Annotated in this window: 14 protein-coding genes; 5 read left to right on the top strand and 9 right to left on the bottom strand. The window is 29.5% G+C overall.

Features of this window, described 5'->3' with window-relative positions; genetic code table 11:
- The first annotated feature begins 1 nt into the window (after position 1).
- Positions 2-1,204 carry an ABC transporter permease gene (locus ACY2RX_RS09715; protein ID WP_490103780.1) on the top strand — a complete coding sequence of 401 codons (1,203 nt, stop codon included), beginning with the start codon at positions 2-4 and terminating at the stop codon, positions 1,202-1,204.
- Positions 1,205-1,210: 6 nt separating this feature from the next.
- On the opposite strand, the gene dusB is transcribed toward ACY2RX_RS09715, so the two are convergent.
- The 6 genes from dusB to ACY2RX_RS09685 form a co-directional block, all read right to left on the bottom strand.
- Entirely contained in the window at positions 1,211-2,212 is a 1,002-nt protein-coding gene (gene dusB / locus ACY2RX_RS09710) for a tRNA dihydrouridine synthase DusB (RefSeq protein ID WP_490103779.1), read from the bottom strand.
- An 82-nt stretch (positions 2,213-2,294) separates the two neighbouring features.
- Positions 2,295-3,149, bottom strand: a complete 855-nt coding sequence (locus ACY2RX_RS09705) for a DUF5777 family beta-barrel protein (RefSeq protein WP_490103778.1) — start codon at positions 3,147-3,149, stop codon at positions 2,295-2,297.
- 5 nt (positions 3,150-3,154) lie between these two features.
- Positions 3,155-3,544: an OB-fold protein gene (locus ACY2RX_RS09700; protein WP_490103777.1), complete on the bottom strand. Its 390-nt coding sequence runs from the start codon at positions 3,542-3,544 to the stop codon at positions 3,155-3,157.
- On the bottom strand, positions 3,522-4,064 hold the full coding sequence (locus tag ACY2RX_RS09695) for a YceI family protein (protein ID WP_490103776.1): 543 nt from the start codon (positions 4,062-4,064) through the stop codon (positions 3,522-3,524). Before ACY2RX_RS09695 ends, ACY2RX_RS09700 begins: the two co-directional genes overlap by 23 nt.
- 26 nt (positions 4,065-4,090) lie before the next feature.
- Positions 4,091-4,441, bottom strand: coding sequence for a hypothetical protein (locus ACY2RX_RS09690; protein WP_490103775.1), 351 nt, complete (start codon positions 4,439-4,441; stop codon positions 4,091-4,093).
- A 130-nt stretch (positions 4,442-4,571) separates the two neighbouring features.
- Positions 4,572-5,792 carry a M28 family peptidase gene (locus tag ACY2RX_RS09685; RefSeq protein ID WP_490103774.1) on the bottom strand — a complete coding sequence of 407 codons (1,221 nt, stop codon included), beginning with the start codon at positions 5,790-5,792 and terminating at the stop codon, positions 4,572-4,574.
- Positions 5,793-5,852: 60 nt separating this feature from the next.
- On the opposite strand from ACY2RX_RS09685, the gene ACY2RX_RS09680 reads away from it, so the two are divergent.
- The 4 genes from ACY2RX_RS09680 to ACY2RX_RS09665 all read left to right on the top strand — a co-directional run bounded on the left by ACY2RX_RS09680 (position 5,853) and on the right by ACY2RX_RS09665 (position 10,557).
- Positions 5,853-6,959: a hypothetical protein gene (locus ACY2RX_RS09680; protein ID WP_490103773.1), complete on the top strand. Its 1,107-nt coding sequence runs from the start codon at positions 5,853-5,855 to the stop codon at positions 6,957-6,959.
- A 76-nt stretch (positions 6,960-7,035) separates the two neighbouring features.
- Positions 7,036-8,832, top strand: coding sequence for a translation elongation factor 4 (gene lepA, locus ACY2RX_RS09675; RefSeq protein ID WP_490103772.1), 1,797 nt, complete (start codon positions 7,036-7,038; stop codon positions 8,830-8,832).
- A gap of 17 nt (positions 8,833-8,849) precedes the next feature.
- Entirely contained in the window at positions 8,850-9,944 is a 1,095-nt protein-coding gene (locus ACY2RX_RS09670) for a tryptophan 7-halogenase (protein ID WP_490103771.1), read from the top strand.
- Between the two features lie 250 nt (positions 9,945-10,194).
- The gene (locus ACY2RX_RS09665) at positions 10,195-10,557 is read left to right on the top strand and encodes a hypothetical protein (RefSeq protein ID WP_490103770.1); all 363 of its coding nucleotides are present in this window, start codon (positions 10,195-10,197) and stop codon (positions 10,555-10,557) included.
- A gap of 59 nt (positions 10,558-10,616) precedes the next feature.
- Here the strand turns inward: ACY2RX_RS09665 and ACY2RX_RS09660 are convergent, their stop codons facing one another.
- The 3 genes from ACY2RX_RS09660 to ACY2RX_RS09650 form a co-directional block, all read right to left on the bottom strand.
- Positions 10,617-11,381 carry a LytR/AlgR family response regulator transcription factor gene (locus ACY2RX_RS09660; RefSeq protein ID WP_490103769.1) on the bottom strand — a complete coding sequence of 255 codons (765 nt, stop codon included), beginning with the start codon at positions 11,379-11,381 and terminating at the stop codon, positions 10,617-10,619.
- Positions 11,382-11,470: 89 nt separating this feature from the next.
- Positions 11,471-12,484 carry a sensor histidine kinase gene (locus ACY2RX_RS09655; RefSeq protein ID WP_490103768.1) on the bottom strand — a complete coding sequence of 338 codons (1,014 nt, stop codon included), beginning with the start codon at positions 12,482-12,484 and terminating at the stop codon, positions 11,471-11,473.
- An 18-nt stretch (positions 12,485-12,502) separates the two neighbouring features.
- Entirely contained in the window at positions 12,503-14,899 is a 2,397-nt protein-coding gene (locus tag ACY2RX_RS09650; protein WP_490103767.1) for a TonB-dependent receptor, read from the bottom strand.
- Between the last annotated feature and the right edge of the window lie 115 nt (positions 14,900-15,014).

Below are 15,014 nucleotides of genomic sequence, written 5' to 3'. Positions count from 1 at the left end.
TTTGAACTTTCCATACTACATAGCCAAAAGATATTTGTTTACTAAAACTAGCAATAATGCTATTAATATTATTACAATAATTGCTTCTTTTGGAGTAATAGTAGGAGCTTTAGCTTTGTTTATAATATTATCTGGATTTTCTGGTTTAAAAACATTTAATTATAGTTTGTTAGAAGTTACAGATCCAGATATTAAAATAACTTCTGTAAAAGGAAAATCATTTTTAATGACAGATGATATTCGCAACGTCATAAAAAGTGAAAGTCGTATTAAAGCAAGCGCAACAATAATTGAAGAGCGTGTTTTTTTAGAGTATAATGATAAAAATGAAATTGCTTATATAAAAGGAGTTAGTGAAAACTATCCAAATATTACACAAATAGATTCTGCAGTTAATGTTGGCACTTGGCTTCAAAAAGATTTTGAAAATACGGCTGTTGTTGGAGAAGGAATTGCTAGAAAACTATCTTTAGAAATATTAAATTTTGGAGAACCATTATCAATAATGATTCCAAAACCTGGCACAGGATTTATAAATCCTACCAAAGCATTTTACACTTTAAACACTCAAATTGTAGGCGTTTATACTGGTACTGAAGAGTTTAAGAATAAATTTGTTTTTGTTGATATTTCATCCGCCAGAAAATTATTAAAATACAAACAAAATCAAATTACGGGTATAGAAATAAAATTAGACAATCCTAATTTTGCTAATGAGATTGCAGAAAAATTTCAGAATGGGTTTGGTGACAATTATAAAGTACAAACAAAAGAGCAGCTGAATGAGGTTTTTTATAAAGTTATAAATACAGAAAATTTTGTTTCGTATTTAATCTTTACATTGATTGTAATTATTGCTTTATTTAATGTGATTGGTGCAATTATTATGATGATTATAGAAAAAAAGCATAATCTAAAAACGCTCTTTAGTTTAGGTGTTTCTATAAAAGAAATTAAAAGAATATTTACAATTCAAGGGTTTTTACTCACTTTTTTCGGGATGTTAATTGGATTAGCTTTAGGGTCGCTTTTAGTATTCTTTCAACAAACATTTGGTTTTTTCGAAATTGTACCTGGTTTACCTTATCCAGTAGAATATAGACTTTCTAATCTTTTAATTGTAATTCTAACAATTACTGTGTTAGGATTTATTGCTGCTAAAATTGCAAGTAGCAGAATTTCTAAAGAGTTTATAGAAAAATAATAAAAACTATTTTATTTCTGCAATTGTTGCATTCCCAAATTTTGTTTCTACTTCATCAAAAGCAGCAAAAACATCTTTAGCATCATCAGACGTTACCATTTTCATTCTATATTCTTTAAAATGCGGAATTCCTTTAAAATAATTGGTATAATGCCTTCTTGTTTCTACAATCCCTAAGTGTTCACCTTTCCAATCAATAGCCATTTTTAAATGCCTTCTTGCCATTTCTGTACGTTCTGCAATTGTTGGTTTGGATAAATGTTTACCTGTTTTAAAAAAATGTTTTATTTCATTAAAAAACCAAGGATAACCAATAGAAGCTCTACCAATCATACAGCCATCTAAACCATATTTATCTCGCATTTCCATTGCTTTTTCTGGTGATGTAACATCTCCATTACCAAAAACAGGAATGTGCATTCTTGGATTGTTTTTAACCTCTGCAATGGGTTTCCAGTCTGCATCACCTTTATACATTTGCGCACGTGTTCTTCCATGAATAGAAATGGCTTTACAACCTACATCTTGCAAACGTTCTGCAACTTCTACAATTCTAATAGAATTATGATCCCAACCTAAGCGCGTTTTTACAGTAATTGGGAGTTTAGTATGTTTAACCATAGCTTCAGTAAGTGAAACCATTAAATCAATATTTTTTAAAATCCCAGCACCAGCACCTTTAGAAACCACTTTTTTAACAGGACAACCAAAGTTGATATCAATAATATCTGGATTCGATTTTTCAACAATTTCCACCGTTTTTAACATCGAATCTAAATTGGCTCCAAAAATTTGAATTCCAACAGGACGTTCTTTTTCGTAAATATCTAGTTTGATAACACTTTTTGCGGCATCACGAATTAAACCTTCTGAAGAAATAAACTCTGTATACACAACATCTGCTCCGTTTTCTTTACACAAAGCTCTAAAAGGAGGATCAGAAACATCTTCCATAGGTGCTAATAATAGCGGAAAACTGGGGAGTTCTATGTTGTCTATTTTTACCATTCTGCAAAGATATTGCTTTATTAGAAACAAAAAAACCTTACTTTTAAAAGTAAGGTTTTGGTTTGTTAAATTTGTGTCTAATTTAAAATACTCTTACAATATTAAATCCGAAGAAAATATCATTTTTAGTAGCATTACTTAAAAAACCAACTTCGTTTGTAGATTGCGCATTTGTGAATAATAGCTGAAAAATATGTCCGCCAGTTTCAATATCTACACCAATTGTGTATGGATCTGCAAATTTAGAATTTTTGTCTCGATTAAAATTATATGAATATTCTGCATTTAAACTAACTCTTTTACTTAATTTATATCGCCCGCCAAATGCCATTGCAAATTGATTGTGATTTGCAGCACCTGTTACATTTAAATCTTGTAAGTTTTCTCTAATGTATGAAGGTGCTATTTCAAAAGAAAAATCTGATGAAAATCGTTTTGATATTAATAATTGACTAACGTGAGAAAGTCTATCGCTAAAAGTTAAAGTTGGTAAAATAGTTTTGTCTATTTGAGAATTAATGGTTGTTGTTCCGTAAAAAACCATATTAAAAGGAAAACTGTTAGATTGTTTTGCCAAACCTATTTTAAGAGCTCCAGCATAGGTTTTTTGCCAAGATTCTCTGCTGATACTTAACTGAACATTATTCCAAAAACTATATAATAATTGAATTTTGGTGTTAGCTTCATCCAAGCCAAAAAAGTTGTCAAATCCGTCTTTTAATGTTCCAAATCTGTGGGAAACTATTAAATAGAAATCTCCTTTTGTAGCTATTTTTGTAGATTGTAAATTACCAATTTTCATTGCTTTAAAAGCGGGTAATTCATATTGAGTGTCATTTTTTGTTTCATTGTCTAATTCGTCTAATAAATCATCTTGCGCTGAGATTGAAAACGAAATAAAAAATAATAAAAATAAGCTTCGTAATTTTTTTGTCATTGGGTTTATTTTTTAATAATACATTGATTTAATTTTAATTCTTCTAACAAATCATCATAACCAATAACTTGTCCTTTTAATGTAATTTGTTGTCCTTTTGTAAGCAAATTAAAACTTACATCTTCTCTAAACTGACAATAAATACGGTTACTTAAAGTAATTCCTTTTTCGTCTCTAGAAGTAATTTCTCCAGATAATTCTACAGTTTTGTTTAACCAAAGATTAGCATCACTACTTATTTTAGTAATGAAATTATTTGAGCTACCAATAAAATCTGCTTTTATATTTTCGGTAGTTTTATGTGGTTTATAGGCGTATTTATAGGCTCCAAAAGCTATAATTATACCTAGAATTAGTAGAGCTAAAAACCATTTACTTTTTTTCTGTAAGCTCATAATCTAAAGTTACGTTAATGCTTTTTGCTATTTTTTTACGAACAATACTAGGTATTTTAATATCAAAATCTTGTGGAGTAACTGAAAATGTTGCGTTTAACTTTAATTTATTTTCAGATTTTGTAAAAGTTCCAATGGTTTCAATATTTTTTTTTACTCCACGAACAGTTAAAGTCCCCTTTATTAAGTATTCTTTTTTTGTGCTGATTTCATCAAGAATAAAACCATCTATTTTACCTTTAAAGGTGGCTTTTGGATACTTGTCAGAATCCATATAATTTTCATTAAAATGCTCTTGCATTAGTGCTACTTTAAATCTAAAAGCTTTAATTAATAATAGCGCAGCAATGTCTCCAGTGTCAGTTTTTAAAATTACAGAAGTACTTTTATTAGTAGCCTCAACAGCTTCAAAAGCTTCTACAGATGCTTTAAAGTTTGTGCTACCAGTTCTTGTAAAATATTTTTGAGCAATAGTTGTTTGACTCAACAAAATTATCGCTAAAAGAATTACTTTTTTCATAAAGAGAAAGTTTCAGGTTAATATATTTATTTTTCTAGATAGCCATCTACTTTCCATTTATTAATAATAGCTATTGTAGCAGAAGGTAAAGCTCCTTTTGGGGGCATTGTTCCGTTGTCTATTCTTTTATGAAAATTACCACTTTGAGCAGAACTTTTAACTTGAGTATAGGTAACAAGTTTTACACCAGCAGCCGGACTTACAGTACTATGACAACCACTAGTAGCGCAACTATTATCAATAATTGTTTTAACATTTTTATTATATGTAACTTTTGTTACTACTTCCGAAGCTAAAGGAACTTCTTTTGAAGAACAGCTTAGAAATACCGTAGAAATTAAGATTGAAAAAGCTACTTTCTTAAAATTTAAATACATAATTTTTAGGTTTTATTTTGTTAAATATAGTGTTTTTTATGAAAACCATTTGGTCTATTACATAATGAATCCCTTACAGTAACCTAACAGTTAACTTTAGTTTTTCCCTAAATTGAATTATAAATAATGGTTAAAAAATAATTTCAGTTTCTACATCTTTGCCATTTCTAACTACTATAACCTTAGTTTTGTCACCTTTTTTAAATACTGATAAAGCACGCATATAACTCATCATATTTGTAACCAAACTATCTCCTAGTTTAACTACAATATCACCTTTTTGTAAGCCAGCTTTTTGTGCAGGTTTATCTTCAGAAATACCATCAATACGCATTCCTTTTCCGTCAAACATATAATCAGGAACCACTCCTAAACCCACTTTAAAACGAACTTGACTGCTTTCGTTTTTAGTTTTTCTAAACGCTAATTTTCCATTGTCATTTAAATCAGAAATGATGTTAAAAATATAATTAGAAATAGTTTCCATTCCTTTATAATTCAACTTTTCTGAATCATCTCCTGGTTTATGATAATCTTCATGTTGACCCGTAAAAAAATGCAATACTGGGATATCTGCCAAATAAAAACTTGTGTGGTCAGAAGGACCAACACCAGATTCTTTTTGAATCAGTTTAAAATTATTGTTATGCGATTTTAATGTTTGTTTAAAAATAGGTGATGTTCCTGTTCCGTAAACTGCCAAAGTCGAGTCTTTTTTTAATCTACCCACCATATCCATATTAATCATATAAGAAACCGCTTTGGTGTCTATAGTTGGGTTTTTTACAAAATAATTGGAACCTAATAAACCCATTTCTTCACCAGAAAAGGCAATAAATAAATAATTATTATTGATGTTTTTCTTTTTTAATTTTGCTGCTAAATTTAATAGAATTGCCACGCCAGAAGCGTTATCGTCTGCACCATTATGAATTGCTTTAATAGAATCTCTATACAAAGAACCTTCGCCTCCATAACCTAAATGATCGTAATGCGCACCAATAATTACTGTATTTTTTACTTTATTATCTAAAAAACCAATAACATTATTTCCTGTAATAGTTCCATCTCCATTCACATCGAATTTTACTTCATCGTGCGGATTTGTTTTTGGCTTAAATGTAAAAGATTGTAGGTATTTATTAGTTCCTTTGGGTTGTAATCCTAAATCTTTAAAACGTTTAGCAATGTAATTAGCCGCTTTTTTCTCTCCTTCTGTACCAGTTTGCCTTCCTTCTAAATTATCAGAAGCTAAGAAAATGACATCTTTTTTTATTAGTTTTTCTAAGTTAACTTCTTGCTTGCAAGATGCTAAAACAAATAAAAAGATGATAAATAGAGTGTTTCTCATAATGATAAATATTATTTTTACAGAATTATAAAATACATAGTACTAATTAGAATGACAAAAATGAGATTTAGAATACTTTTTTTAGCCATCTTAACATTAACTATTGTTTCTTGTAAAAGTAACAAAAAAGATAAAGAAGATGCAAAATCTGGAGCAACAAAAAAATGGAAAGGCGGATTAATTTATCCAGAAGAAACTCATTTTAAAACGATGAAGCAAATTACTTTTGGTGGTGATAATGCAGAGGCTTATTGGAGTTTTGATGATAAACAACTTATTTTTCAATCTAATAATAAAAAATGGAATGTTGGTTGTGATCAAATGTTTTTAATGAATGCAAATGAAACATTTAAAGACAAAAAACCTCCAATGATTTCAACAGGATTAGGACGTACAACTTGCGCCTACTTTTTACCCGATAATAAGAGTTTTGTGTATGGTTCTACACATTTAAAATGGAAAGAATGTCCGCCAGCACCTTTGCGAAGAGAAGGAAAATATGTGTGGCCAATCTATGAGAGTTACGATATTTTTGTGGCTGACCTAGATGGGAATATTACCAAGCAATTAACAACTGAACCTGGTTATGATGCAGAGGCAACTGTTTCCCCTAAAGGAGATAAAATTGTATTTACATCTATGAGAACAGGAGATTTAGAGTTGTTTACTATGAATATAGATGGTACAGATGTAAAACAAATTACCAATCAATTAGGATATGATGGTGGTGCGTTTTTCTCTCCTGATGGGACTAAATTAATTTTCCGTTCTTCAAGACCAAAAACTCCAGAAGAAATTAAAGAATACAAAGATTTACTAAAAGAAGGCTTGGTACAACCCACAGAAATGGAGTTGTATATCTGTAATGCAGATGGTTCAGAATTACGTCAATTAACCGATTTAGGAAACGCCAATTGGAGTCCGTTTTTTCATCCTTCAGGAAAAAAGATTTTATTCTCTTCAAACTTTGAAGCAGAACGTGGTTTTCCTTTTAACTTGTATATGATTGATCTTGATGGGAAAAATTTAAAAAGAATTACGCACGGAGAAACTTTTGATGCTTTTCCAGTATTTTCTAATGATGGTAAAAAGTTAATTTTTTCATCAAACAGAAATAATGGAGGAGGTCATGATACCAACTTGTTTATTGCAGAATGGCAAGATTAGTAAGACAGTAGTTTTTATTTGCTTAGGCTTGTAATTAACGTATATTTGCAGACATTTTAGAAAACAAATTTAACGAATGAAGAACATTAGAAACTTTTGCATTATCGCACATATCGATCATGGTAAGAGTACGTTAGCCGATAGATTGTTAGATTATACAGGTGCTGTAACTGACCGAGAAAAGAAAGACCAGTTATTAGATAATATGGATTTAGAGCGCGAACGTGGAATTACCATAAAATCGCACGCAATTCAAATGGATTATGAGTTAAATGGAGAAAAGTACATTCTTAATTTAATTGATACACCAGGTCATGTAGATTTTTCTTACGAAGTTTCTCGTTCTATTGCTGCTTGTGAAGGAGCTTTACTAATTGTAGATGCTGCTCAAAGTATTCAGGCACAAACCATTTCTAATTTATATTTAGCGTTAGAAAACGATTTGGAAATTATTCCAATTTTAAATAAGGTTGATTTGCCTTCTGCAAACCCTGAAGAAGTTACCGATGATATTGTAGATTTATTAGGATGTGATCCAGAAGAGGTAATTCACGCAAGTGGAAAAACTGGTTTTGGAGTTGATAACATTTTAGAAGCAATTATTGATAGAGTTCCTGCTCCAAAAGGAAATCCAGAAGCACCATTACAAGCTTTAATTTTTGATTCGGTTTACAATTCTTACAGAGGAATTGAAACTTATTTTAGAGTGTTGAATGGAGAGATTAAAAAAGGTCAGGAGATTAAATTTATGGCAACAGGCAAAAATTATTTTGCTGATGAGGTAGGAACGTTAAAATTAGAGCAAGTTGTTAAAAAGTCTGTAAAAACAGGAGATGTTGGCTATTTAATTACAGGAATTAAAACCGCTAAAGAAGTAAAAGTAGGAGATACAATTACGGATGCAAAAACTCCTACTACAGAAGTAATTGATGGTTTTGAAGATGTAAAACCAATGGTTTTTGCTGGTATTTATCCTGTAGATACAGAAGATTACGAAGAGTTGCGGTATTCTATGGAAAAACTGCAATTAAATGATGCTTCTTTGGTGTTTCAACCAGAAAGTTCTGCAGCTTTAGGATTTGGTTTTAGATGTGGATTCTTAGGAATGTTGCATATGGAAATCATTCAAGAACGTTTAGAGCGCGAGTTTAATATGACAGTAATTACAACTGTGCCAAACGTTTCTTATTACGCCTATACAAAGAAAAATCCAGATGAAATTATCATTCTAAACAATCCAACAGATTTACCAGATCCATCAAGATTAGATAGAGTAGAAGAGCCATTTATAAAAGCATCAATCATTACAAAGTCTGATTTTGTTGGGCAAGTTATGAGTTTGTGTATAGAAAAACGAGGACAAATAACAAACCAAACCTATTTAACAACACAAAGAGTTGAACTTATTTTTGAAATGCCTTTGGCAGAAATTGTGTTCGATTTTTACGATCGATTAAAAACCGTTTCTAAAGGGTATGCTTCTTTCGATTATCATCCTATTGGAATGAAAGAATCGAAATTGGTAAGAGTAGATATTTTATTAAACGGACAACCTGTAGATGCGCTTTCTGCTTTATTACACGCAGATAATGCGTATTCAATTGGTAAAAAAATTGTTGAGAAATTAAAGACATTAATTCCAAGACAACAGTTCGATATTCCTATTCAGGCAGCAATTGGCGCAAAAATTATTGCTAGAGAAACCACAAAAGCATTGCGTAAAGATGTAACTGCAAAATGTTATGGAGGAGATATTTCGCGTAAGCGTAAATTGTTAGAAAAGCAGAAAAAAGGAAAGAAAAGAATGCGTCAAGTGGGTAATGTAGAAATTCCACAAGAAGCATTTATGGCGGTTTTAAAGTTAAATGATTAATATCAAACTCTTATATTTTGAATACTTATGATGTAGTAATAGTTGGTGGAGGTACAGCTGGTTTAATGCTTGCTAGAGAATTAGGGCGTTTTAAAAGAAAAACACTTGTTTTAGATAGAAAAAAAGACCTATTAGAATTTGGCTTTAATACATTAGGAAGCTTTATGAAGGTGCAAGATTTTGATTTATCTGATGATGTTATCGCTCAAAAAATTGACAAAGGCGTTATTCACTCAAAAACGTTTAAAGAGAATATAAAAGTAGAAGCATATATTTTAGATAAAAAAAAGATACATCAAGAATTAATTGCTTCATTTAACACTGATTTTGTTGATATTCAATTAGGTGTTAATATCACTAAGATTATATCAGATTCTAACGGAAACTTTACATCTCTAGAGGATAAAAACGGTAAAAGTTATACCGCAACTGTTTTTGTTGACGCATCAGGTACAAATGGTATAATTAGTAAAAAAGTAGGACTTAGAGCTAAAACGGTTGACCTTGCAACTGGTGTTGAATATAATGTACAGTATTTAGGAAAAACAAACGAAGCACATCTTATGATTGGTAAAGATTATAAAGGTGGTTATGGTTGGATTTTTCCTTTAAAAAATAATAGAGCTATAATTGGTTTTGGCACTTTAGATAAAAGTATGTTTAGTGGGTTAAAAAAACAATTACATAAAATTTTAGAATTACCTGAAATTAAAAAACTGGTAATTAAAGATAATGATAATGTAGAAGGAGGTAGTATCCCAATTACACCTGTTTTACAAAAATTTGTAAAAAGCAATCTTGTTTGTGTAGGAGATAGTGTTTCTCAAGTAAATCCAATTGTTGGCGAAGGCTATAAGTTTATTTTTGAATCAGCAATTATGGCAAGTAAAGCAATTGAAGAAGCGTTAGATTCATCTGATTTAAGCTTACTTTTAAAGTATGAATCTGAATGGAAAGAACGTTTTTTACATAATTATAGACGTTCTAAAATAGCACAAGAAAGAATTTTTTCGCTTTCTAAAAAAGACTTTTTAACAGATTTTGGTATGGTTTTATTAAAATTAAGATCTAATAAAAAGAACGTGCAAACACTCTCAGGAGAGTATCAATAAAGAGTTTGGTTTTCCTTTCTAATCACTTTTTAAAACCACAAATTATAGAAGAATTTTTCATAGATTTTTTATCTTCCTTTTATTTCTTAAATGTTAAAGTTTTAAGAAGAACTGTTTTAATAAAATAAATATATAAATTACTCGTTTTTAGATATATAGAAAAGTAATTGTGCAATTAGTTTATCTATTTTACACGTGTGTTTGATTTAAAAAATCAAGAAAATTTTATTAAAAATTAAAACCAGTTAAAATGAAAAACTATTTAAAAAAAGTAGCACTTTTGTCTATGCTTTTAAGTTTAGGAATTGTTACTATTGCCCAAGCAGAAATTTTAGAACCAATTAGTATTGTTACAGCGCAAGAAAAAACGGTTGAAGGAACTTTTAGTGGATACACTCTAGAAGATGGATTTAAATTTATTTTAGAAGATGGAGAAACTATGTATTTTCAAAAAGTATCTCCAGATGTTTTAAAAGAGTTTAATCTAAAGGATAAATCTTTAATAGACAAAACATTTGCAATTAAATACACTATTTCAGAAGATAAGTCTGATTTAGAAATAATGCCTCTAAAGATTTATACTATTACTAGCTTAGAAAAAGTTAAAAAGTAATAGTTTAAATAAGTAGTATTAGAATCTCCTAGTTTTTAGGAGATTCTTTTGTTTTGCAATTATTGCTCTAACCATTTTCTAAAATCTGAAGTTGTAGAAGAACTTGTCATTGGTTTTTCTTTTACACCTTTTAGAGTGATTAATAAGCGGTTTTTAAAATGACTTTCGATATTGTCTATATAATCGATACAAACAATTTCACTTCTATTAATTTTAAAGAATTTAACAGGATTTAATTGCTGAAAAATACTTCCTAACGTTTGCGAAATTGTGTGTCGTTTTCCAGAATTATCGGTGGCAATACAGAAATCTCCAGAAGCTTCAACTAAACTAATGTCTCTAACATTTAATAATTGAATTCCTTTTGCTTTTTTAATTACAAATCGTTTTTTATACGATGTGTTTTCTTCTTTTAAAGCTGATTTTAAATTTGATAATGTATCAGAATTTAATGCATTATAATTTCCTTGACTAAATAAGGATTGATACTTTTCTATGGCTTTATTAAAATCTGATTTAGAATACGGTTTTAAGATATATGCAATTCCGTTTGTGTTAAATGCTTTAAACAAATATTCGTCGTGAGCAGAACAAAAAATTATGGGGCAATCTGTGTTTACTTCATCAAATAAATCGAAAGAAATTCCGTCTAATAATTGAATGTCTGAGAGAATAAAATCGTATTTATTATGCAATAATAATTTTTTTCCATCTGCATTAGAACGCGCCCAATCGTGTGTAAAATCATCACCAAAAGAATTGGTTAAGTAATTTAACAATTTTTGATATGCTGGTATTTCGTCTTCTAGAATTAAGATTTTCATTTTTAAATTTTGCCATTTGTCTGGTCGAGCGCAGTCGAGACCTAAATATAACCTCTCGACTGCGCTCGAGGAGACAGAATACTATAGTTTTAGTTTTCCTTGCTCAATTTAATAATAGGAATAAAAACTTCAAACTTTTTATCCATATTATTTATTTGAATGTTTTTATCTGAAAGTAATTTATAACGTGCTTTTAAGTTTACTAAACCTGTGCCCAAAGTTTCTTTTTTATCAATAATTTCTGATTTTGTATTGGTAACTATTAACCAACCGTTATTAATTTGAATTTTGGTTTTTATAGGATTGTTATTTTGAGCTTTGTTATGTTTTACAACATTTTCTAATAAAGTTTGAATTGCGCCTGTAGGAATAAATTGATGGTTAATAGAGGTGTTTTCTTCAATTGTAAATTCATAATCATTTCCGAATCTGGTTTTTATCAAAAAAATATAATTTTCTGCAAACTGAATTTCTTTAGAAAGTTCCATAACTTCGGCATCTTTGGTCTGAATTAAATAGCGATAAATTAACGATAATCTGTTAATGTATTCTTTGGCTTTTTCAGAATCTGAATCAATTAAAGAATCTAAAGTATTTAAGTTGTTAAACAAAAAATGAGGATCTATTTGAGAGCGTAATAGTTTTAATTCATTTTCTTTTTGTTCTTTTTCAATTTTATTAAATTCAGTTTTTCCTTCATAGAACTTTTTAGTTAGAAGTACTCCTAAAAGCAAACCTGCATCATCTGTTACTCTAAATAGACACCTTAAAATGAAATCTAATCCTTTAGGAAATTTTTTCCAATCATTTTCTCCACTCCAAAAACCTGCAGTATAATCAACAACTCCTGATAGAAACAAAATAAGAAGCCCATAAAAAACAAAATGAAAATACTTTTGTTTTTTTACTAAAAAGTTAGGAATTAACCAATATATAAATAACAAAACAACACTTAAAGACATTATTGTCCCTACTGAAAAATCTACAAAATATTCTTTTAAAAGATTATGTTCTCTATAATAATCTACAGAGTTTATAATTATTGTTACTGAATAAACAATTATTATTATTATCCAATCTGATTTATTGAGTTTTGTGTTCATAATTTAAATACGAATGTATTAATTATTATCATCAATTCTATTTTCTTCGTCTTTAGAAGAATTACGTTTCGATTTTTTCTTACCGAATTTAGAACCAAAACTATAAACTAATCGTAATTGAATGTTCTGACGAGAACCATTACTTTCTACTTTTGCAGTACCATTTCCGTAGTCTATTGTTCCGTTAAAACCTCTGTTTAGCATTTTGTTAAAACCTAAGTTGGCTTTTAATTTATCATTAAAAAACTTTTTACCAAAAGAAAAATCTAATCCAGCCAACCAGTCAAATTCAATTTGTCCTTCTAAAGCACCTGTTCCGTAGTTACCACTTATTTCAAAATTAATATCCCAAGGCAATTTGTAACTTGCTTGTACAAACCAAAAAAAATTCCATTTAGATAAATCTACTCCGTGAGTTGCAGAGTTGTACATATTTTTGTTTACAATTACACCTGTATAACCTTCTAAACCTTTTACAAAACTTAAAGGCGCAAATAATCTGAAGTTCCAATTGGTAAATTTTTCTACATTTACAGCTTGTTGTCTTATCTGTTTTGTGGTATTATTTTGTTTGATTAGGTCGAAAATAACATCCTCTGTATTGCTGTAGCCAATGGTAAAAAAAGGTTGTCCTTCATAGGTTAAATTAAATTGATAGTTGTTTGTAAAAGCAGGTTTAAGATTTGGATTTCCTTCTCCAGCAGAAAACGGGTCTAAATATTCTTCAAAAGAATTTAAGCTACCATAAGAAGGTCTTTGAATTCTGTAACTGTAAGATACACTTGCGCCTAAAACTTCTGTTAGTTTTCTACTAACAGATGCGCTTGGAAACAATTTACTTATAGGTCTTTTTTTAATTTTTGTTTTTAGAACTCCCTTTTCTATAAAGTTTGATGTTCCATCAGTATTACTATCTTCATAACGTAAACCACCAGAAAAAGACCATTTGCCAGAAGTTGCATTTATTTTAGAATAGACTGCAAAAATAGTTTCATCAATTAAAAACTGACTACTTGTTTCTTGGTCTAATTCAAAAGTACTTGTTGTTGTGTTTTCTAAAAAAGATTGTAAATCATTATCTGTATTTACTTTTGCATATTTACTACCTACACTTAGTTTAAAGTTCTCTGAAAAGGTTTTAGAATAATCTGCTTTGTAGGTTTTAATGGTAAATTTTCCATCTTGTATGTATTTTCTGTTTGTAAATGGTAAAGTGCTTCCTTGAGTTTTTAATAAAAAATTAGTGTTATCGTTGTTATAATTGATATAGTTAAAATCAACAATTAATTTATCTGTATCAGATTTGTATTCGTAATATGGGTTGATGTTAAAATTTACTCGATCTCTATCGAAACTGTTTTCAGAAAATAAAACTTTTGTTTCTGTGGGTTTTGTAACAAGAGTTTTACTAGTAGTTATTCTGTCGGATTTTCTGTTGTTCCAGCGTCCGCCAATTCCAATTGCGTGATTATCATTTAAATAATAGTCAATATTTCCACTAACTCTAAAGTTATTTGGATTGTAAGGTGAAACACTTTTTTGATCGTAAATATCTTCTTTTAGCGTGATTGGGTCTTTTACAGTTCTAACCAAAATTAAATCATCTCTCCAAGTGGGTTTAGAATGGCTGATGCTTGTTTGCCAATTCAGTTTGTTTTTATAACTAGCAATAGATGCGCTGGTTCCGTACTCAAAACCTTCATCTTCGCCAACCCAACCAGTAATGCTTCCGTGAGTTCCTAATTTTACGTTTTTCTTTAAAATAATGTTAATGATGGCTCCAGAACCAGAAGCATCAAATTCTGCTCCAGGTTGTTCTACCACTTCAATTTTAGCAATATTATCTGCAGGAAAATCGCGTAATAAAGTTTCTACATCCATATATTCTGTAGTTTTACCGTTAATTAGAATTCTTGCACCGCCTTTTCCTGCAATTGTAATTCCGTTGTTAGTAACCAAAACACCAGGAACTTTACGCATAACATCTTGTAAATTAGAACTCAGCATTTCTGTTTTTTCTAAATCTACTACTAATTTTTCTGCAGTTTGTTTAATAACGGGTCTTGTAGATTTTACAACAACTTCATCTAAAATCTGACTTTCTTCTTTTAAAGTAAAATTAAATATTTTGTTTGATGACAATTCAAACGCTGTCTTTTTTTTGGTTTCAAAACCCAACATAGAAACTTCTAATTTGTATTTACCCGAACCTATATTTTCTATTTTGTAGTTACCTTTTTCATCAGTTACAGTTCCTTTCGGATTTTCTTTACTGCCCATTTTGTATAAAATAACATTGGCAAAAGGTAAAGGTAGATTTTGATTATCAACAATTTTTCCTTTAATAGAATGTTGAGAAAATGAGGTTAAAATTCCGAAGCATAAAATAAAAATGTTTGTAGCAAAAAGTTTCATTGGATTGGTTTTTATTTAACACTGTAAAAGTGCTGGTTTTGTTACCATAGAAAAACTAAATTCTGATGAAACGGGTTAATTTTCCTTTAAACAGCTATGGTAATTCTACAAAACT

It is taken from the genome of Polaribacter sp. 2405UD43-2 (assembly GCF_058147125.1).
Note: the sequence above shows the minus strand (reverse complement) of the source record. Positions and strands in the feature narration are given on the sequence as shown.